18 protein-coding genes are annotated in these 19,287 nt (G+C 73.4%); 9 read left to right on the top strand and 9 right to left on the bottom strand.

What is annotated here, in order from left to right; all coding sequences use genetic code 11:
- Positions 1 to 2 precede the first annotated feature (2 nt).
- The 3 genes from WCD41_RS00995 to WCD41_RS00985 form a co-directional block, all read right to left on the bottom strand.
- Positions 3 to 815: a citryl-CoA lyase gene (locus WCD41_RS00995; RefSeq protein ID WP_337711506.1), complete on the bottom strand. Its 813-nt coding sequence runs from the start codon at positions 813 to 815 to the stop codon at positions 3 to 5.
- A complete protein-coding gene (locus tag WCD41_RS00990) occupies positions 808 to 1,971 on the bottom strand; it encodes a CaiB/BaiF CoA transferase family protein (RefSeq protein ID WP_337711505.1) in 1,164 nt (387 codons plus the stop codon). Before WCD41_RS00990 ends, WCD41_RS00995 begins: the two co-directional genes overlap by 8 nt.
- Before the next feature lie 79 nt (positions 1,972 to 2,050).
- Positions 2,051 to 2,857 carry an IclR family transcriptional regulator domain-containing protein gene (locus tag WCD41_RS00985; protein ID WP_337711504.1) on the bottom strand — a complete coding sequence of 269 codons (807 nt, stop codon included), beginning with the start codon at positions 2,855 to 2,857 and terminating at the stop codon, positions 2,051 to 2,053.
- 224 nt (positions 2,858 to 3,081) lie between these two features.
- On the opposite strand from WCD41_RS00985, the gene WCD41_RS00980 reads away from it, so the two are divergent.
- Positions 3,082 to 4,500, top strand: coding sequence for an amidohydrolase family protein (locus tag WCD41_RS00980; RefSeq protein WP_337711503.1), 1,419 nt, complete (start codon positions 3,082 to 3,084; stop codon positions 4,498 to 4,500).
- Between the two features lie 68 nt (positions 4,501 to 4,568).
- Here the strand turns inward: WCD41_RS00980 and WCD41_RS00975 are convergent, their stop codons facing one another.
- Both WCD41_RS00975 and WCD41_RS00970 read right to left on the bottom strand, forming a co-directional pair.
- Positions 4,569 to 5,744, bottom strand: coding sequence for an FAD-dependent monooxygenase (locus tag WCD41_RS00975; RefSeq protein ID WP_337711502.1), 1,176 nt, complete (start codon positions 5,742 to 5,744; stop codon positions 4,569 to 4,571).
- Positions 5,745 to 5,837: 93 nt separating this feature from the next.
- Positions 5,838 to 7,805 (bottom strand): HNH endonuclease signature motif containing protein, encoded by a 1,968-nt coding sequence (locus WCD41_RS00970; protein ID WP_337711501.1) that lies wholly within the window; start codon positions 7,803 to 7,805, stop codon positions 5,838 to 5,840.
- Positions 7,806 to 7,959: 154 nt separating this feature from the next.
- Here WCD41_RS00970 and WCD41_RS00965 point away from each other — a divergent pair, with 154 nt between their 5' ends.
- Positions 7,960 to 8,817, top strand: coding sequence for an EamA family transporter (locus WCD41_RS00965; protein ID WP_337711500.1), 858 nt, complete (start codon positions 7,960 to 7,962; stop codon positions 8,815 to 8,817).
- A gap of 130 nt (positions 8,818 to 8,947) precedes the next feature.
- Positions 8,948 to 10,240 carry an MSMEG_0569 family flavin-dependent oxidoreductase gene (locus WCD41_RS00960; protein ID WP_337711499.1) on the top strand — a complete coding sequence of 431 codons (1,293 nt, stop codon included), beginning with the start codon at positions 8,948 to 8,950 and terminating at the stop codon, positions 10,238 to 10,240.
- Between the two features lie 63 nt (positions 10,241 to 10,303).
- On the opposite strand, the gene WCD41_RS00955 is transcribed toward WCD41_RS00960, so the two are convergent.
- Positions 10,304 to 11,530: a fatty acid desaturase family protein gene (locus tag WCD41_RS00955; protein ID WP_337711498.1), complete on the bottom strand. Its 1,227-nt coding sequence runs from the start codon at positions 11,528 to 11,530 to the stop codon at positions 10,304 to 10,306.
- 35 nt (positions 11,531 to 11,565) lie between these two features.
- Positions 11,566 to 12,684 carry a ferredoxin reductase gene (locus WCD41_RS00950; protein WP_337711497.1) on the bottom strand — a complete coding sequence of 373 codons (1,119 nt, stop codon included), beginning with the start codon at positions 12,682 to 12,684 and terminating at the stop codon, positions 11,566 to 11,568.
- A 167-nt stretch (positions 12,685 to 12,851) separates the two neighbouring features.
- Here WCD41_RS00950 and WCD41_RS00945 point away from each other — a divergent pair, with 167 nt between their 5' ends.
- From WCD41_RS00945 to WCD41_RS00935, 3 genes are read left to right on the top strand one after another with little or no spacing between them, the layout of a single operon-like run.
- Positions 12,852 to 13,646, top strand: coding sequence for a MerR family transcriptional regulator (locus tag WCD41_RS00945; protein WP_337711496.1), 795 nt, complete (start codon positions 12,852 to 12,854; stop codon positions 13,644 to 13,646).
- Positions 13,643 to 14,665: a sigma-70 family RNA polymerase sigma factor gene (locus tag WCD41_RS00940; protein WP_337711495.1), complete on the top strand. Its 1,023-nt coding sequence runs from the start codon at positions 13,643 to 13,645 to the stop codon at positions 14,663 to 14,665. The genes WCD41_RS00945 and WCD41_RS00940 overlap by 4 nt, the downstream gene beginning before the upstream one ends.
- Complete coding sequence (locus tag WCD41_RS00935; RefSeq protein WP_337711494.1) at positions 14,662 to 15,483, top strand: class I SAM-dependent methyltransferase; 822 nt, start codon at positions 14,662 to 14,664, stop codon at positions 15,481 to 15,483. Before WCD41_RS00940 ends, WCD41_RS00935 begins: the two co-directional genes overlap by 4 nt.
- A 1-nt stretch (position 15,484) precedes the next feature.
- Here WCD41_RS00935 and WCD41_RS00930 read toward each other — a convergent pair whose 3' ends face one another.
- Positions 15,485 to 16,189 carry a mycothiol-dependent nitroreductase Rv2466c family protein gene (locus WCD41_RS00930; RefSeq protein ID WP_337711493.1) on the bottom strand — a complete coding sequence of 235 codons (705 nt, stop codon included), beginning with the start codon at positions 16,187 to 16,189 and terminating at the stop codon, positions 15,485 to 15,487.
- Positions 16,190 to 16,227: 38 nt separating this feature from the next.
- Between WCD41_RS00930 and WCD41_RS00925 the strand changes: the two genes are divergently transcribed.
- Positions 16,228 to 17,010, top strand: a complete 783-nt coding sequence (locus WCD41_RS00925; protein ID WP_337711492.1) for an N-acyl homoserine lactonase family protein — start codon at positions 16,228 to 16,230, stop codon at positions 17,008 to 17,010.
- On the opposite strand, the gene WCD41_RS00920 is transcribed toward WCD41_RS00925, so the two are convergent.
- Positions 16,991 to 17,806, bottom strand: a complete 816-nt coding sequence (locus WCD41_RS00920; protein WP_337711491.1) for an SDR family NAD(P)-dependent oxidoreductase — start codon at positions 17,804 to 17,806, stop codon at positions 16,991 to 16,993. The two genes, WCD41_RS00925 and WCD41_RS00920, sit on opposite strands and share 20 nt — an antisense overlap.
- 109 nt (positions 17,807 to 17,915) lie before the next feature.
- On the opposite strand from WCD41_RS00920, the gene WCD41_RS00915 reads away from it, so the two are divergent.
- Positions 17,916 to 18,824, top strand: a complete 909-nt coding sequence (locus WCD41_RS00915; RefSeq protein WP_337711490.1) for a VOC family protein — start codon at positions 17,916 to 17,918, stop codon at positions 18,822 to 18,824.
- Positions 18,821 to 19,285: an SRPBCC family protein gene (locus WCD41_RS00910; protein WP_337711489.1), complete on the top strand. Its 465-nt coding sequence runs from the start codon at positions 18,821 to 18,823 to the stop codon at positions 19,283 to 19,285. Before WCD41_RS00915 ends, WCD41_RS00910 begins: the two co-directional genes overlap by 4 nt.
- The last annotated feature ends 2 nt before the right edge of the window (positions 19,286 to 19,287 follow it).

The raw sequence follows: 19,287 nt of genomic DNA, 5'->3' as shown, positions 1-19,287 counted from the left end.
GCTTAGAGGCTGTCCGGGACGTACGGGTCAGGATCGACCGGTCGGTTGTTCAGATCCACCGACAGGAAGATGTCGTTCGCGACGGGGTGACGCAGCTCCTCGGCGAGCTGGCCGATCAGCCCCGCCGTGCGGGCGAGCAGGGCGAACGCCCGCAGCAGCTCGAGCGGCAGCCCCAGGTCGGCCAGCGCCGCCCCGCAGACGCCGGCGCCGTTGAGCGGGAGCGTCTTCCCGAGCACCTCGGGGTGCACGCGCCCGATCGCGGCGAACAGCGCCAGGTGCGGGCCGGTGATCCCCTCCTCGGCGGCGATCGCCATGAGCCGCGGCGTCCGGGGATCGCCGTCCTTGTGGACGTGGTGGCCCAGGCCGGGGACGAACTTCTTCGCCTCGCGCTGCTGCGCCACCGTCGTGCGGGCGAGGTCGTCCCAGCCGGCGTCGTCGGTCGGTAGCTGGTCCTGCGCGACGAGGACGTCGTGCAGGAACCGCCCGCAGTCCTCGGTGACGCCGAGGAAGCGCGACCCGCCGGCGAGCAGGCCCGCCGCGAGGGCGCCCTGCACGGAGTCGGGCGCGGACAGGAGGCTCAGCCGGCTGATGATCGCCGTCGGCGTGTAGCCGTGGTCGGCCAGCGCAGCGAGGACGGCCTCGAACACCCGGGTCTCCCCCGGCGACGGGCGACGCTGGGTGGCGAGCCAGAACGCGAGCTCGCCGAAGGAGACCTCGCCCATGACGTCGTTCGCCAGGTCGTGGCCGAGGAGGGTGATCGTGTCCTTGGAGGACGCCCCGAGGGCTGTTGTGTACTCAGGCGTGTACTCAGGCATCGGTGCTCAGCCACTTCCGGATCTCGGCGCCGTGCTCGTCGAGCTCGGGCGGCGGCAGCTCGTAGCTCACCGGGGTGTCGGAGAAGCGGATCGGGTTGCGCGTGGTCGGCACCTCGCGGTCGCCCTCGCCGACGGGCACCACCGGGTCGAGCCCGAAGCGCTCGGCGATGGCGAAGCCGCCGGCGACGTCGTTGATCGGCCCGGCCGGGACGCCGGCGTCGACCAGCAGGTCGAACCACTCGTCGGCGCCCCTGGTGGAGAGCGCCTCGATCAGGATCGGTCTGAGCTCGTCGCGGTGCTCGGTGCGGTCCGCGTTGCGGACGAAGCGCGGGTCGTCCGCGAGCTCGGGCAGGCCGAGGACACCGCACAGCTTGCGGAACTGGCCGTCGTTGGCGGCCGCGACGATGAGGTCGTTGTCGGCGGTCGGCAGCGGCTCGTAGGGGACGACGCTCGGGTGGGCGTTGCCCATCCGGGAGGGGACGACGCCGCCCGCGGCGTACGCCGAGCTCTGGTTGACCATCCCCGACATCGCCGAGGCGAGCAGGGAGAGCTCGACGTGCTGGCCGCGGCCCGTGGCGTCGCGGTGGCGCAGCGCGGCGAGGATGCCGATGAGCGCGTCCTTGCCGGCCATGACGTCGAAGATCGAGATACCGGCGCGGAACGGCGGCCCGTCGGGGGCGCCGGTGAGGCTCATCAGCCCGGAGACCGCCTGGACCATGAGGTCGTAGCCCGGCACGTGGCCGCCGCCGGTGGACCCGAAGCCGGAGATCGACGCGTAGACCAGGCCGGGGTTGTCGGCGGAGACCGACGCGTAGTCGAGCCCGTACTTGGCCATGCCGCCGGGCCGGAGGTTCTCGATGAGGATGTCGGCGCGCCGCGCGAGCTCCTTCGCGACCGCGATGTCCTCGTCGGTGCGCAGGTCGAGCACGATCGACCGCTTCCCGCGGTTGATCCCGAGGTAGTAGGTCGACGTCTCGCCGCGGGTGGGCGGCATCCAGGTGCGGGTCTCGTCGCCCTGCGGCGACTCGACCTTGATCACCTCGGCGCCCAGGTCCGCCAGCAGCATCGTGGCGTAGGGCCCGGCGAGCACGCGGGAGAAGTCGGCGACGAGCAGCCCGCTCAGCGGACCACCCGAGCCCTCCGCGACGTCGACCATCCAGCCTCCTTGTCCGTCTGACGGACATTCGTCCGTCAGAACGATCGAATCCCTCACGCGGCCCGGTGTCAACCCGTGATCAGGACGCGGGCGCCGTCACGCGCGGCAGGGCCTCCCGGCGCGCGAAGTCGGCGGAGATGTCGCCCGCGGCCTGCAGCAGCAGGGGCAGGTGGTGCTCCAGGAGGTGCTCCACCGACGTCTCGGCCGCGTGGCAGTTGACGTTCACGCCCGCGATCACGCGGCCCTCGCCGTCGCGGAGCGGGGCGGCGACCGACCGGATCCCCGGAGCCAGCTGCTCGTCGGTGAGCGCCCAGCCGCGGGCGCGCACCTCGCGCAGCGCGGCGTCGCGCTCGTCGACGTCCGGGCGCCACCGCGGGGTCAGGCCCGAGCGCGTGGGCTCCGCGAGCACCCGCTCGAGCTCGCCGGGCGGCAGGGCGGCGAGCTGGACCTTGCCCAGCGACGTCGGCAGCGCGGGGAAGCGCGTCCCGATCTGCACGGTCAGCGCGACGATCTTCGGCACCGCGACCCTGGCCACGTAGACGATGTCGGAGCCGTCGAGCTGCGCGATCGAGCACGACTCGCCGGTCCGCGCGACCAGGCGTTCGAGGTGCGGGCGCGCCACCTCCCACAGGCCCATGGCGTCGACGTACGCGACCCCGAGGTCGAGCACCCGGGGCGTGAGCACGTAGCCGCGCTCGCCGGCGCGGACGTAGCCGAGCTCGGCGAGGGTGAGCAGGATGCGCCGTGCGGTCGGCCGGGCGAGCCCGGTCGCCGCGGCCACCTCGGCCAGCGTCATGACCGGGCGCTCCGCCCCGAACGCGGTGATCACGTCGAGCCCGCGGGCGAGGGCCTCGATGAAGTCGGGACCGGCTCCGTCACGCGGCATGGGCGCCCCACCTCTCCGGTCCGTCACGAGCCCTGACGGCGGGAGCGTAACCGCAGCGACCGCCAGACGGACAGCACCGGCCGCTGGCGGTCACGCCCCCGGCTCCGCGCGGTCGTTGACAACTCCACTACCCCTGCACAACAGTGACCCGGGTCATCCGACCGCTGGTCGGACAACCGTCCGTAGCTGATCCACCACTCATCCTGCAGCGAGGGAGCCTCTCCATGAGCCAGCCCGTCGTCCTGCGCGGGGGCACGGTCGTCACCGTCGACGACGCCCACACCGTGCTCGAAGGGCACGACGTGCTCGTCGTCGACGACCGCATCGCGGCCATCGGTGTCGACCTCGAGGTGCCGGCGGGCACCGACGAGATCGACGCCCGCGGCGGCGTCGTCATGCCGGGCATGATCGACACCCACCGGCACATGTGGCAGACGGCGATGCGCGGCTACGGCGCCGACTGGACGCTCACGCAGTACTTCGTCTGGAACTACCTGGACCACGGGAAGAAGTTCCGGCCGGAGGACATCCACGCCGGTGACCTGCTCGCGGCCCTCGAGGCGATCGAGGCCGGCGTCACCACGTGCGTGGACTGGTCGCACAACCTGCAGACCCCCCAGCACGCCGACGCCGCGGTCGACGCCCTCGCCGCCGTGCCCGGCCGCTTCGTCCTCGCCTACGGCAACATCCAGGACGCGCCCGCCAACTGGACGGCGAACCCCGGGTTCCGCGACGTCCTCGAGCGGCGCCGCGGCGACGTCGAGGGCTTCCAGCTCGCGTTCGACGTCACCGGCGACCCGAGCTTCCCGGAGAAGCCCGCGTTCGAGGTCGCCCGTGACCTCGGCCTGCCGGTGACCACCCACGCCGGCGTGTGGGGCGCGACGAACGACGACGGCATCCGCCTCATGCACGAGCACGGCTTCATGGGCCCGGAGACCGTCTACGTGCACGCCGCGACCCTGTCGGCCGACTCGTACCACCGGATGGCCGCGACCGGCGGCTCGGTGTCGGTGTCCACGGAGAGCGAGCAGAGCGCCGGCCAGGGCTACCCGCCCTCCTGGGTGCTGCGGACCCACGCCATCCCGATGTCGCTGTCGATGGACACGTCGATGTGGTGGAGCGGCGACCTGTTCTCCGCGATGCGCTCCACGCTGTCCGCCGACCGGTCCCGCGAGCACCTCGAGGCGCACGCCAAGGGCGAGACCGTCACCCACCACGCGCTGCGCGCCGAGCACGTCGTGGACATGGCGACGATGGGCGGCGCCCGCGCGCTCGGCCGCGCGTCGGACCTCGGCAGCGTCGAGGTCGGCAAGAAGGCCGACCTGGTGCTGATCCGCAACGAGCACTCGCCCGTCGGGTTCCCGATCCTCAGCCCCTACGGCCACATCGTGTTCCAGGCCCAGCGCGGTGACGTCGAGGCCGTCCTCGTCGACGGCCGCATCGTCAAGCGCGACCACCGCCTCGTCGGCGTCGACCTCGCCGCGGCCCGCCGCACCGTCGAGCAGACCGTCGACCACCTGCGCGGCGAGCTCGGCGAGGACGCCTGGCAGCAGGGGATGAACCCCGACATCCCGGAGACCAAGGTCCTCGACAACCCGTACACCTACACCGACTACCGGTCGGCCACGACGCACGGCGCCTGAATCCCCCCGAGGGCGCCGAGGCGCACCGGTCCCCGTCCCGGGTCCTCCGGGCCGGGGGCCGCCGTGCGTCACTCCTCGGGGTCGACCCCGGCGTAGGCGTGGGCGAACCAGCGCCGGAGCAGCGGATCGCGCTGCAGCGAGGACACCCAGCCCTCGCGCAGCCCGAGCCCGAAGCCGTCGCGCTCGTCGCCCGCGCCCGGCGGGGCGGTCATGATCCGCAGGAACCAGTCGGAGAACGCCTGGGTCCGCCAGATCGCGGGGAGGCGGGTCGCGCTGTAGCGCTCGGCGCGGGCGGGGTCGCCCTGCGGCCCGAACCGCTCGACGAGGCCGTGGGCGAGCTCGACGGCGTCGAAGATCGCGAGGTTCATGCCCTTCCCGCCGGCCGGCGTGATCAGGTGCGCGGCGTCGCCCACGAGGAAGACCCGGCCGTGCTGCATCGGCGTCGTCACCCGGGTCCGCAGGTCGAGGACGTCGACCTCGGGCAGCTCGACGCCGTCCAGGTCGGCCCCGAGCCGCCGGCCGACCTCGGCGCGGATGTCGCCGTGCGGCCAGTCGGCGGGTGACTGGTCGCCGGGGATCTCCAGATAGAGCCGCGTGACGTCCGGGAGCCGCCGCATGTGCGCGGCGTAGCCCCGCGGGTGGGCGGCGTAGATCGTGTGGTCGACCAGCGGCGGCATCGCGGCGCTGATCACGAGGAAGCGCTGCGGATGGCGGCGGTCGTGCTGGGTGACGACGCCGGCCAGGGAGCGCGCCACCGCGCTGCCCGCGCCGTCGCACCCGACGACGACCTCCGCCTCCAGCTCGCACGCGCCGTCCGGACCGTCGGCCGTCACCCGCGCGCCGTCGGCGTCCTGCTCGACGCCCGTGACGCGGTGCGAGAACAGCACCTCGCCGCCCGTGTCGAGCAGCGACGTCGCGACCCGGTCGACGAGCTGGTGCTGCGGGAAGACGTAGTGGGGGCGGCCGCCGGTCAGTGCGCCGTAGTCGATCAGCGCCGACTCGTCGGCGGTCCGGAACTCACACCGGTGGTTCTCGGCCGAGAACGGCAGGACGGCACCGCCCAGTCCCTCGGCGGTCAGCAGCTGCACGGTGCGGTACTCGACGATGCCCGCCTTCGGCAGCGTCCCGAGCTCGTCGCGGGGCTGGCTCTCGATCACCGTGGTCGCCACACCCGCCCGCTGCAGCAACCACGCGAGGATCAACCCCGCCGGCCCGGCACCCACGACGACCAAGTCCGTCCGCACCCCGCCACCCTCGTGGCTGGTGGGCCGGATGCGCAGCGCGACTCCCGGCGAACGGGAAGGAGATCGCTCCCCGGGGTGTGTCGCTATTGCTGTTCAGACCGCGCGGCGTCGCCAGGGGTCGCCCGGTGGTGGTTGTGCTTCGCGGCGTCGCCAGGAGTCGAGGTTCCAGGGCCAGGGAGAGCCCGCTGCGCTGGTGTGTCGGGGCTGGAGGCTCTCGCTCGTGGCGCCTGGCGGGTCGCTGTCACCGGTGTCGTGGTCTCGGGGTGGGTCGAGTTCGGGTAGGCGCACGCTCCAGCGGTGCCCGGACGGCGAGGTCCAGATGATCACCTGGGTGTCGCTGCCGTCGGGGTCGGGTTCCAGGGTCGCCGACCACCCGCCGTGGGTCTTGATGCGGTGATGGCGCCGGCAGGCGGGTCGCAGGTTGTCGGGGTGGGTGGGTCCGGCGCCGCCGCCGGGGCGCCGGTGCTCGTAGGGGGTGACGTGGTCGAGGTCGCAGCGCGCGGCCGGGACCCGGCATCCGGGGGCGGCGCAGGTCAGGTCCCGGGCCCCGACGAACTCGCGCATCGCCGCGGGTGGTCGGTAGCGGCGCGCGTCGAGGTGGGCGGCGGTGCCGGTGACCGGGTCGGTGAACAGCCGCCGCCACCACGTGTCCGGGCCGCCGCCGGCCAGGCGGCGGGCCAGCTCGGCGGGGATCGGGCCGTGGCCCTCGAGCTCGCCGGGGCGGTCGGAGAACCCGGCCAGCACGTCCCACCCGATCAGCACCCGCACCTCGGTCCGCACCGGCGAGCGCGCCCCGGCGCGCAGACCGGTCACCGGATCCCGCCCGTCCACCGGCCCACCCCGCCCCGACGAGTCCACGCCGGGCACGTCGTGGACAGTCGCGTCCTCGTCGGCCACGTCTGCAGCGGTCGCGTCGTCACCGGTCGCGTCCTCACTGGAGGTCTCCTCGGCCGCGTCCTCGCCGGCCGCGTCCTCGCCGGTCGCGGCCTCGCCGGTCGCGTCGTCATCGGCCCGGTCGTCGCCGGCTCCCTCGTCAGCAGCGTCAGCGTCAGCGTCCGCGCCGTGGGTGGTGTCGTCGGTGGTGTTCTCCTGCTGGTTCTCTGCCGGGCAGCAGGTGCAGTGGCCAGCGGCGTCACGGGCGTCACGGGTGTCGCGGGCGGTGGCGCCGTCGAGGATGAGGTCGCGGGTGGTGTCGCCGCGTTTCTGGGTCAGGTCCCGCCCGGGACCCTCGGGGTCGTCACCGGCGCGGCGGGCGTGGGCGTCGATGACCGCGAACACCCCGCGGGCCTCGTCGGCGGGCAGCCGCAGCTGCAGCACCCCGGTAGCGCCGTGGTCGTCCGACCAGTACCGCATCCCCCGCGCCTTGGCCGCGGTCTCGGCGCGGCGGCGCAGACTCCCCGCGTCCAGGCGCATGATGATGCGCCGCACCACCTCTCGCAGCTGGGTGGGGGTGCGGTCCCGGCCGGGCCGCGACCACAGCTCGGCGTCGACCGCCCGCGCCGTGGCGGGGTCACAGTTCTCGGTCTGCTCGAGCAGCACCCGCGCGTGCCCCAACGCGATCCGGCCCGCCTCCAGCGCGGCCAGGGTGCCCGGCAGGCACTCCAGCAGCCGCTCGGCCTGCGCCACCCGGATCTCCCCGGTGCGCGGCGCCACCCGGCCCAGGGTGGCGACCTCCATGGCCACCGACTCCGCGGCCAGCTCCGCGCGCCCCGCGCCCCGCTCCCGGGCCTGAAAGGCCTGCAGGTACTCCGCGGTCTCCCGGTGCAGTCGCCCGGTCGCCCAGCTGACCAGCGCCTCCCACCCCGCCAGGCGCTCCACCGCGTCGTAGCCCTCGTCGACCACGAGATCCAGCGGCTGCGACCCCGCCAACCCCGCCGCGAGCTCCGGGCCCGGCGCCCACTGCGACCAGGACGGCGAGTCGGACGAGTCGGACGAGTCGGACGAGTCGGACGAGTCGGACGAGTCGGACGAGTCGGACGAGTCGGACGAGTCGGAGGAGTCGGAGGAGTCGGAGGAGTCGGAGTGGTCGTCGACCACCACCGCCCACCCGCTATCGAACATGTGTTCGATCCTACCACCTCCACCGGGAACGACAGGGGGCGCAACCCGACATTCGGCCACCCGATCGCCGAACCGCCCGAGGCCGTGCGTCCCGCACGCGAGCGGAGCTAGGGTCCGACCCGACACGTGGTTGCGACACCCAGGAGCCTCCCCGGTGACGACAGCGACCACCGCCGGCCCCTCCGCCGGCATCGTCGCCCTCACCCTGCTGGCCGCGCTGCTGCACGCGACGTGGAACGCCGTCGCCCACGGCGTCCCCGACCGCCTGGCCGGGTTCGCCCTGCTCGGCACGACGTACGTCGTGGTGGGCGGGGCCGCGGCGATCGTGCTCGGCCCGCCCCCGGCCGCGGCGTGGCCGCCGATCCTCGCCTCGGCCGGTATCCACGTGGTCTACGTGCTGCTGCTCTGGTGGAGCTACCAGCTCGGTGAGTTCAGCCAGGTCTATCCCGTGGCGCGGGGGACGGCGCCGTGGGTGGTGGCGGTGGTGGAGATCGCCCGCGGCGAGGACCTGCCCACCCTGCAGCTGGTCGGGATCGGTGTGATCTCGCTCGGGCTGCTCAGCCTCGCGCTCGACGGTGGGCGGCTCTCGTGGTCGTCGCTGCCGGCGCTGGGCGCGGCGCTGGCCACGGGCGTCAGCATCGCCGCGTACACGGTGGTCGACGCGACGGCGGTGAGCACCACCCCCGTGGCCGTCTACGCGGCGTGGCTGTTCCTGCTCCAGGGCCCGGTGATGCCGCTGATCGCGCTCGCGCGCCGGGGCCGTGCGCTGCGCGGGCTCGGCCGACCCGTCGTCCTCGCCGGCCTCGCCGGCGGGCTCGTCTCCCTCGCGGCGTACGGCCTGGTGCTCGTCGCCCAGACCAGCGGGGCCACCGCCGCGATCGCGGCCCTCCGCGAGACGAGCATCGTCTTCGGCGCCCTCATCGGCACCGTCTTCCTCGGCGAGCGCCTCGGGCCCGGACGGGCGGTCTCGGCCGCCGTGGTCGCGGTGGGGATCGTCCTGGTCGACCTCTGACGGCCGGCGAGGTGCTCTGCCGGGTCCGAGCACCCGTTACACGCGGCAACACCGGCGCAGTCCGGAGGCAATCACCCGGCAACCGGGCCCGCGCATCGTGAGCCGCAGTCGAGCGACGCGGGGAGCGATCATGGAGTTGTCGGGCGGGCACTGGCCGGTCGTCGTCGTGGGCGGCGGGCAGGCGGGGCTGTCGATGAGCCGGTGTCTGGGCCGGCGCGGGATCGACCACGTCGTGCTCGAGCGCGCCGAGGTCGCGCACTCCTGGAAGACCTACCGCTGGGACACGTTCAGCCTGGTCACGCCCAACTGGCAGTGCCAGCTCCCCGACTTCCCCTACGCGGGCGACGACCCGCACGGCTTCATGGTCCGCGACCAGATCGTCGACTACCTGGAGGCCTACCGGGCGTTCGTCGACCCGCCGGTCGTCGAGGGCGTCGAGGTCACCCGCGTGACGCGCGACGAGCGCGGGACGTACCGGTTGGCGACCAGCGCGGGCGAGCTCACCGCCGACCAGGTCGTCGTCGCCACCGGCGGCTACCACACCCCGATCACCCCGCCGCTGTCCCAGGCCCTGCCCGAGACGATCACGCAGGTCCAGTCGCAGGACTACCGCTCCGGCGCGCAGCTGCCGCCCGGCGAGGTGCTCGTCGTCGGGTCGGGGCAGTCCGGCGCCCAGATCGCCGAGGACCTGCACCTCGAGGGCCGGAAGGTCCACCTCGTGGTCGGCGACGCCCCGCGGGTGGCGCGGTTCTACCGCGGCCGCGACGTCACCGACTGGCTCGCCGAGATGGGCTACTACGACATGCCCGTCACCGAGCACCCGCGCCGCGAGGCCGTGCGGGCGCAGGCCAACCACTACGTCACCGGGCGCGACGGGGGCCGCGACATCGACCTGCGCGCGCACGCGAAGGCCGGGATGTCGCTCTACGGCCTGCTCACCGACCACCGCGACGGCGTCCTGCACTTCAAGCCCGACCTCACCGAGCGGCTCGACCACGCCGACGAGGTCTCCGAGTCGATCAAGGACACGATCGACGCGTACATCGCCCGCAGCGGTGTCGACGCCCCCGTCGAGGAGCGCTATACCCCGGTGTGGCGTCCCGACGGCGAGACCCTCGAGCTGCGCCTGGCCGACACCGCCATCACCTCGGTGGTGTGGTGCATCGGCTTCCGCCAGGACTTCCGGTGGGTCGACGTCCCGGTGTTCACCGGCCGTGGTGCGCCTTCACACTCCCGTGGCGTGACGAGCTCGCCCGGGCTCTACTTCCTCGGCCTGCCGTGGCTCTGGACGTGGGGGTCGGGACGGTTCTCCGGCGTGGGGCGCGACGCCGAGTACCTCGCCGAGCGTATCCGTTCCCAGCGCGGGCTCACCGGCACGGGCCCGCGCGGGGACGTCTGCAACGTCCTGGCGCTCGGTTCCTGACCGGACGGGTCGTCGACGACGTGCCGGGGCGGCCCCGGCACGTCGTCGACCCGCCGGGGAGCCTCAGGACTCGTTCGGGCCGGGGTGCTTCGGGGTGTTCGCGGGCGCCGGGGCCGTCTGGGGGGTCGACGGCGCGTGGTCGCCCTCGGCCCGCACGACGCCCGCACTGCGCGGCAGGCCGCGGGCCTGCCGGCGCTCCGAGGCCTCGCGGAGCTTCTTCGCCGGCAGCGAGAGCCGCCAGATCGAGCGCGTGGCCTGCCAGAACTGCCGGGGGAACGACCCGGTGGTGTAGGGCAGGTCGTACTTCTCGCACAGCGCGAGCACGCGCTCCTGGATCTCCGGGTACCGGTTGCACGGCAGGTCCGGGTACAGGTGGTGCTCGATCTGGTAGCCGAGCGAGCCGGACATGATGTGCATCAGCCGGTTGCCGGTGAAGTTGGCCGAGCCGAGCAGCTGGCGCAGGTACCACTCGCCCTGCGTCTCGTTCTCCAGCTCCTCCTCGGTGAACACCTCGGCGCCGTCCGGGAAGTGCCCGCAGAAGATGATCGCGTACGACCAGATGTTGCGGATGATGTTGGCCGAGAAGTTGGCCGTGGCCGTCGGGACGAAGTTCTTGCCCGTCAGCGCCGGGAAGAGGATGTAGTCCTTGCCGATCTGGCGGGCCTGCTTGCGCGCGATGCCCTCGAGCTTGCGCCGGAACTCCTCCGGGTCCTCGAGCTGCAGCTTCACCAGGCCGTCGATGTCCAGGTCGTGCAGGGACACCCCGTACTCGAACGCCAGCATCAGCAGCGTGTTCACCACGGGCTGGGTGAGGTAGTACGGGTGCCACGGCTGGTCGGACCGGACGCGCAGGATCTCGTACCCGACGTCCTTGTCCTTGCCGATCACGTTCGTATAGGTGTGGTGCAGGTAGTTGTGGGAGTGCTTCCACTGGTCGGCCGGGCAGACGTTGTCCCACTCCCAGGTCGCCGAATGGATCTCCGGGTCGTTCATCCAGTCGAACTGGCCGTGCATGACGTTGTGGCCGATCTCCATGTTCTCGAGGATCTTGGCCACGGACAGCGTCAGCGCGCCGGCCCACCACAATTCGCGGCGGTGGCTCCCGAACAGCATCGCGCGCCCCGCCACGTTCAGCCGGCGCTGGATGGTGATCAGACGACGGATGTAGGCGGCGTCCTCGTCACCGCGCTTCTCCTCGAAGTCGGCGCGGATCTGGTCGAACTCGCGTCCGAGGGCCTCCACGTCCGCCTCGGTGAGGTGGGCGAACTCCTTGACGTCGGCGATGGCCATACGGATGTTCCTCCGACTTCGCAGTGGGGGGTGGATCAGATGTCGAGGACGACGTCCCCGGCGGCGGCACCGATGCAGGTCTGGACCTTCACGGCGTCCCAGTCCGCGCCGCCGGTGCCGTCGGCGCGGTGCTCGGTGCCGTCACGCAGGTCGCGCACGACGCCCTGGCGCAGGGGGACGACGCAGGTGTGGCAGATGCCCATGCGGCACCCGAACGGCAGTTGCAGGCCGGCCTGCTCCCCCGCTTCCAGCAGGGTCGTGGCGCCGTCGATCTCGACCTCCGCGCCGGACTGCTTGAACGTGACCGTGCCGCCCTCGGCCTCGCCGCCCGCCAGGTCGACCGAGAACCGCTCGACGTGCAGCTGCTCGTCGAGCCCGGCGTCGGCCCACACGCGCTCGGCGTCGTCGAGCAGCGCGTTCGGTCCGCACACCCAGGTCTGGCGCTCGCGCCAGTCCGGGCAGAGGTCGGTGAGGTTGTCGAGATCGAGGTGACCGTCGGTGCGGGTGTACTGCTTGTGCACCCGCAGGTTGTCGTGCTTCTCCGCGAGCCGGTCGAGCTCGTCGGAGAAGATCAGGCTGTCGGCGTCGGGCGCCGAGTGCGCGACGAGGACGTCGGGCATCGTGCCGCGGCGGTCGAGCGTCCGGAGCATCGCGATGATCGGCGTGACGCCGCTGCCGCCGGTGAGGAACAGGATCTTCTTGGGCGGCGGGTCGGGCAGCACGAACTCACCGCTCGGCGGCGCGAGCCGCACGATGGTACCGGGCTCCAGACCCTCCACGAGGTGGCGGGACAGGAAGCCCTCCGGCATCGCCTTGACCGTCACCGACAGGTGGCCCTGGTCCTTCCGGGGCGGCGAGGTCAGCGAGTAGGACCGCCAGTGGAACCGGCCCTCCACCGACACGGCGATGCCCACGTACTGCCCGGCCTGGTGGTCGAACGACCAGCCCCAGCCCGGCTTGATGACGAGGGTGACGGCGTCCTCGGTCTCCGGCACGACCTTGACGACCTTGCCGCGCAGCTCGCGGGCCGACCACAGCGGATTGATCAGCGAGAGGTAGTCGTCCGGGAGCAGCGGGGTGGTGAAACGGGACGCCACCTTCCGCAGACGCCGCACACCGCGGGGGAGTCGGCCGGGGGTCTGCCCATCGCTCACGTCGCTCACCTCCGCCACGCTACAGGGTACCGGCGGTACCCGGAACCTGCCGTCACAGTTACTCGACCGTTGCCCTGGTATGACCCGTGACGCGCGTCATGAAACACGATCACGTGTCATATGTCGTCTGGAGGTGTCACGAAGGGCGATCAGTAGCGTGGAGGGTGGTGGACACGGGGGACGCGGGAGCCGGCGGGCAGGGCATGACCGTCGACGTGCTCGCCCATCGCGCGGGGATGACGGTGCGCAACGTCCGTGCGCACGCCGCCCGTGGCCTGCTCCCGCCGCCACGGCTGCAGGGCCGCACCGGGTACTACGGACCCGAGCACCTCGCCCGCCTCGAGCTCATCACCCAGCTCCAGGAGCAGGGGTTCGCCCTCTCGGCCATCGAGCGTCTCGTGTCGTCGACCCCACGCCAGTCGGCGGAGGAGGCGCTCGTCCAGTACCTCCACATGCTCGCCCCGTGGGCGCCGGAGCCCGCGCTGGAGATGGACGGCGCGGAGCTCGCCCAGTGGCTCGGCGTGGACGTCAGCCCCGACACCTGGGAGGCCCTCGCCGACGCGGGCCTCCTCGCCCACCTCGACGGCGGGCGGGTGCGCGTCCCCAACCCCGGTCTGGTGCGCGCCGGCGCGGAAGCGGTGCGCCTGGGCATGCCGGCGGCCGACCTCATCGTCATGCGCGAAGAGCTGACCACCCATGTCGGTGCGGTCACCGCGCGGTTCGTCGACCTGTTCCGCCGCACGGTCTGGGCGGAGTACGTCGGTGACGGGCTGCCCGCCGACCGGACCCAGCAGGTCCGCGACGTCGTCGGCGCCCTCCAGCCGGTGGCGGCGCAGGCCCTCCTGGCGACCTTCCGGGAGTCGATGCCCGCCGCGATCTCGCTCTTCCTCGACGAGGTCTCCGACGCCTTCGAGCGGGGCTCCACCACCGAGGGGCCCGCTGGGGCAGACTCGGGCGGGTGAGCGAGACCAGCCTCACCGACGCGGTCGCCGACCCGGATCTCCCCCGCGCCCGCGACGGGGACGACGCCGCCTTCGGCCGGCTCGTCGCGCCGCTGCGCCGCGAGCTGCACGCGCACTGCTACCGGATGCTCGGCTCTGCCCACGACGCCGACGACGCGCTCCAGGACACCCTGGTGAAGGCCTGGCGCGGGCTCGGGCGCTTCGAGGGCCGCAGCTCGCTGCGCACCTGGCTGTACACGGTCGCGACGCGCGTGTGCCTCGACGTCGTCGACGCCCGCGGACGCCGGGCGCTGCCGATGGACCTCGGCCCCGCGAGCGACCGCGTCGTCACCCAGGACGTCCCGCTCACCGAGGTCGCGTGGCTCGGCCCCTACCCGGACGAGCCCGGCGCCCGGGCCGAGGAGCGCGAGGCCGTCGAGCTCGCGTTCGTCGCCGCCCTGCAGCACCTTCCGGGCAACCAGCGGGCGGCGCTCGTGCTGTTCGAGGTGCTCGGCTTCTCGGCCGCCGAGATCGCCACGACGATGGACACCTCCACCGCCTCGGTGAACTCCGCGCTGCAGCGGGCCCGCAAGCTGGTCGCCGAGAAGGTGCCGGCCACCGACCAGCAGCGCACCCTGCGCGAGATCGACGACGCCCGCCTGCGCGCGATCGTCACCGGCTACTCCACGGCGCTGGAGCGCGGCGACGCCGATGCGCTCGTCGCGCTGCTCACCGAGGACGTCACCTGGTCCATGCCGCCGCTCGGGCGCTGGTACGCAGGCGTCGAGGCCGTCGGGAGGTTCCTGCGCGCCGTGCCGGCGAGCGGCGACTGCGGCTCGTGGCGCCATCTCGAGGTCGTGGCCAACGGGCAGGTCGCGCTCGCGTCCTACCTCCGCCCGCCCGACGCCCCCGCCGCCGCCCCGCACCGGCCGTGGTCGATCGACGTGCTCACGCTGCGCGGCGACCGGATCGCGGCGGTCACCTCCTTCATCGGCGCCGCACACTTCGCGTCGTTCGGGCTGCCGCCGGAGCTGCCGTGAGCGCGAACGCCGCCCAGCACGAGGCCTGGAACGGCCCCACGGGCACGATCTGGACGGCCTGGGCCGACCGTTTCGACGCGGGCGTCGCCGCCCACCACGCCTCGTTCATGGAGGCCGCCGCGATCGCGCCGGCCGAGGCCGTCCTCGACGTCGGCTGCGGGGCCGGGCGGACGTCCCTCGACGCGGCGCGCGACGCCGTGAACGGCCCGGTCACCGGCGTGGACATCGCCGCGGGCCTGCTGGCGATCGCGCGCCACCGCGCCGTCGAGGCCGGGGTGGGCAACGTCGTGTTCCGCGAGGCCGACGCCCAGACCCACCCGTTCCCGCCCGCCGAGTACGACGTGGTCGTCAGCCGGCACGGCAGCATGTTCTTCGCCGACCCCGTCGCCGCCTTCACCAACCTCGCCACCGGCGTGCGCCACGGCGGACGGGTCGTGCTGCTGACCTGGCGGGGCATCGAGCACCAGGAGTGGATGCGCTCGTTCTTCGCGGTCGCGGGCGTCCGCAACGCCCCACCGACCGACGCCCCGAGCCCGCTGTCGCTCTCCGAGCCCGACCGCGTCCACCGCATCCTGGGTGCCGCGGGCCTCGCCGACGTCACGGTCACCGCCCACCGGGCGCCGATGTACTACGGCGCGGACGCCGACGACGCGTTCGCCTTCGTCGCGGACCTGCAGTCGGGGCTGATGGGTGACCTGCGCCCGGAGGACCGGGACCGCATCCTCGCCGCCCTGCGCGACGACCTGGCCGCCCACGAGGGCCCCGACGGCGTCACCTACGACTCGGCGACGTGGATCGTGCAGGCCCGCCGGCCCTGACCTACCGGACCGTCGTCTCCGTGCGCGCGAGCTTCGCCGACATCGGGGTGTCCGGGAACGAGCGCAGCGTGCGCTTGAGCTCGGCGAACCCCCGCCACTGCGCGAGCGTCTGCACGGCGTCCCACAGACGCAGGGCCTCCTTACCCTCCGGCGGGGCGTCGATGACGGGCCCGAAGAGCGCCGGGCCGTCCGGGGGGTCGAACGACAGGATCGGGGTGCCGACCCCGCCGCCGCACCGATCGGCGGCCTCCTGGGTCTCGGTGCGCAGGGCGTCGTCGCGGGACGTGTCGTCGGCGGCGTCGGCGAGGTCGGCCGGCAGGCCCACGCGCTCCAGCGCCGGGCGCAGGTCGCGCCGGCGGGCCATCTCGCCCATGACGGCCCGGAAGTCGTCGCCCTCGGGCGGGTCGGCCGCCCAGACGAGCTCGCCCAGCGCGGTGTAGAGGTCGCCGACGACGCCGGGGCCGTGCTGCTCCCGGGCGGCGTGCACCACCCGCAGCATCTCCAGGCCGCGCACGTGGCTGTCGGGGTAGTCGGGCGAGGCCTTCCTCCGCTCGTCGTAGCTGATCTCCTCGTTGAGGATCGCGAGGGAGACCGGGCGCCACGTGACCTCGAGGGGACGCTGCCGCGCGACCTCGACGACCCACCGCGAGGTCACCCAGCAGAACGGGCAGATGGGGTCGAAGAAGAACTCGAGACGGTCGGACATGCGGTCGGCTACCCGGTCGCGGCGGGTATGCCCCCGTCGTGACGACCGGGACCGCCCGCCGCCTCGTCCCGCTCGACGGGGCGCGGTTGAGCCTCGACCGCGCCGACATGCTCGACGGCGCCGCGCCCGGGCCCGTCGAGCTGGTGGTGCCGACATTCCTCGTCGAGCACGACGACGGGCTCGTGCTCGTCGACACCGGCCTCGCGCCGGAGGCCGCCGAGGACCCCGTCGCGGTCTACGGGGAGGAGCTGGGCGGGAAGGTGCGGATGACCCCGGAGCAGCGTCTCGACCGGCAACTGGAGCGCGCCGGGGTCGCGCCCGGCGACGTCACGCACGTCGTGGTGTCGCACGTGCACTTCGACCACACCGGTGGGCTGCGCCACGTCCCGCACGCGCGGTTCCTGCTCGGCGCGGGCGACCGGGGCGCGGTCGACGGCAGCGACGCCGACGTGGCCGCCCTCGCGCGGACCCGGGACATCGACCCCGTGCGCGGCGGCGACTGGGCGTTCCTCGACGGCGACCACGACGTGTTCGGCGACGGGGCGGTGGTCGTGCTCGCGATGCCGGGGCACACGCCGGGGAACAGCAGCGTGCTGGTGCGGCTGCCGCACGGGCCCCTGCTGCTCTCCTGCGACACCGCGCATCTCCACGAGGCCCTCGAGCGCCCCGCACCGATGGCCGCCGACATGGTCCGCGCCGACGCGCTGGCCTCGCTGCACCGGCTCATCGGCCTCGCGGCGACCCTCGACGCGCCGGTGTGGGTCACGCACGACCCGGCCGACTGGGAACGCCGGGAGCGCTTCAGCGGAAGCCGGCCGTGACCCCGCCGTCGATCGAGATGTTCTGCCCGGTGACCCACACCGACTCGTCGGAGGCCAGGTAGACCGCGAGCGCGGCCACGTCGATCCCCGTGCCGGGGCGGCGGATGAGGTGCATCCCCATCTGGAAGTTCCGCAGCTCCTCACCGACGAACTTGTCGGTGGCCGGCGACGTCACAAAGCCCGGCGAGATCGCGTTGGCCCGCACGCCGCGCTCGGCGCCCTCGGCCGCGAGCGAGCGCGTCATGGCGATGACCCCGCCCTTCGCCGCCGAGTGCGCGACCTGGCCCAGCGGGGCGATGCCGCGCAGCCCGGACATCGAGGCGGTGTTGATGATCGACGCGTTGCCGCTCGCGAGCAGGTGCGGCCACGCGGGCGAGGTGGTGTGGAAGACGATGTCGAGCTCGACGTGGAGCACGTGGCGCCACAGGTCGAGCGTCAGGTCGTCGAACGGGGCGAACCCGGCGCCGGCGGCGTTGTTGTAGAGCACGTCGATGCCGCCGAGGGCCTCGGCGCTCTCCTCGACCCAGCGGGCTGCGGCGGCCGGGTCGGCGAGGTCGACGGTGGTCCCGACGACGTCGAACCCCTCCGACGCGAGCACGGCCGCGGTGCCCTCGGCGGCCCCGTCCTGCACGTCGCACCCGACGACACGGGCCCCCTCGCGGACGAACGCCGCCTGCGCGGCCTCGCCCTGCCCGCCCGCGGTGCCCGTGATGAGCACCCGTTTACCGGCGAGTCGTCCCCCCGCCGCGGACGTCGGGGCGGGGGCGCGGGCGGCATCGACCGGGAGGGTGCTCATGCGTCCAGAGTGTGCACACCTTGGTGAGCGCGTCAATGCGTCCCGATGCCCACCCAGCTGCTCCGTCGGCGTGGTTGACATCACTAGAAACTGTATCCACTCTGAAGGTGTGATCGAGCTGGTCGACATCGCCTACGTCCGCTCCGGCGCGGCCGATCTCGCCGGTGCCGTCCGCTTCGCGACCGAGGTGGTCGGGCTGGAGCACGTGGACGGTGGCGAGCCGGGGGTGGCGCACCTGCGCGCCGACGGCCGCCACCACTGCCTGGCGTTCGTCGAGGGCGCGAGCGGCGTCATCGCCTCGGCGTTCACCGTGGCCGACCCCGGCGCGCTCGCCCTGGCGGAGACCGAGCTGGAGACGCGCGGCTTCGCCGTGCGCCGCGGCGATCCCGACGAGGCGCGGTCCCGGCGGGTCGGCGAGTTCGTCGCCTTCGACGACCCCTTCGGCAACCGCATCGAGCTCGTCGTCGGGCAGCAGACGCTCGCGCGCCCGGTGCGGTACGGGCGGGGCGCCGGGATCACCGAGTTCGGCCACCTCTGCCTCGACGCGCCCGACGTGGCCGAGGCGCACCGCTTCTGGTCGACGACGTTCAACGCCCGCGCCTCGGACTGGATCGGCGACGCCGCCTGCCTCATGCGCATCGACGAGGTGCACCACAAGCTCGCGGTGTTCCGCGGCGACCGGCCGGGGCTGTGCCACGTGAACTTCCAGGTCGCCGAGCTCGACGACGTCTTCCGCAACTGGCACCACCTGCAGGAGCACGACGTCGTCATCGAGATGGGGCCGGGGCGCCACCCGCAGTCGGGTGCCGTCTTCCTCTACTTCCTCGGGCCCGAGGGCCTGACCTACGAGTACTCCTACGGCGTCCGGCGGATCACCGACGAGGCCGCCTGGCGTCCCCGGTACTTCGACCCGGCCGAGCGCGGCTCGATCGACATGTGGCTCGGGCCGACCCAGAAGCCCGTCACGCAACCCCAGATCTCCAGCCCACAGCTGGTCCCGGAGGGGATCCACCCATGATCTTCGTGTCCCACGCGCTCCCGGTGAACGAGCCCGGCGAGCCGCTGATCAGCCGCGACGCCCTGTGGGACGGGCTCGTGCGCAAGGCCGAGAACGCGCTGCCGTTCGTCCCCGCGATCACCGACTGCACCGTGACCGCCCGGTACGGCGAGACGGTGTTCGACCGCGACATCGTGCTCCAGGGCGAGGCGTTCACCGAGCGGATCACGCTCGAGCACCCGCACCGCGTCGTGTTCACCCGCATCGCGGGTCCGGTGCTGGGCACGATCGCCAACGAGATCGAGGGCGAGACGCCCGACCAGCTCACGCTGCGCTTCAGCTTCGCGCTGGTGGTCGCGGGCGAGCCGGGCGGGTCGGCGGGCGAGCAGGCCCACGCCGACCGGATGACCGGCATGTACCGCGCCGCGGTCGCCGCAACGCTCGACGCCGTGCGCAGGATCGCCGCCGGCGCGACCGTCTGACG

It is taken from the genome of Actinomycetospora aeridis (assembly GCF_037400275.1).
GTDB lineage: Bacteria > Actinomycetota > Actinomycetes > Mycobacteriales > Pseudonocardiaceae > Actinomycetospora > Actinomycetospora aeridis.
This window is presented reverse-complemented; position numbering and strand designations above follow the sequence as displayed.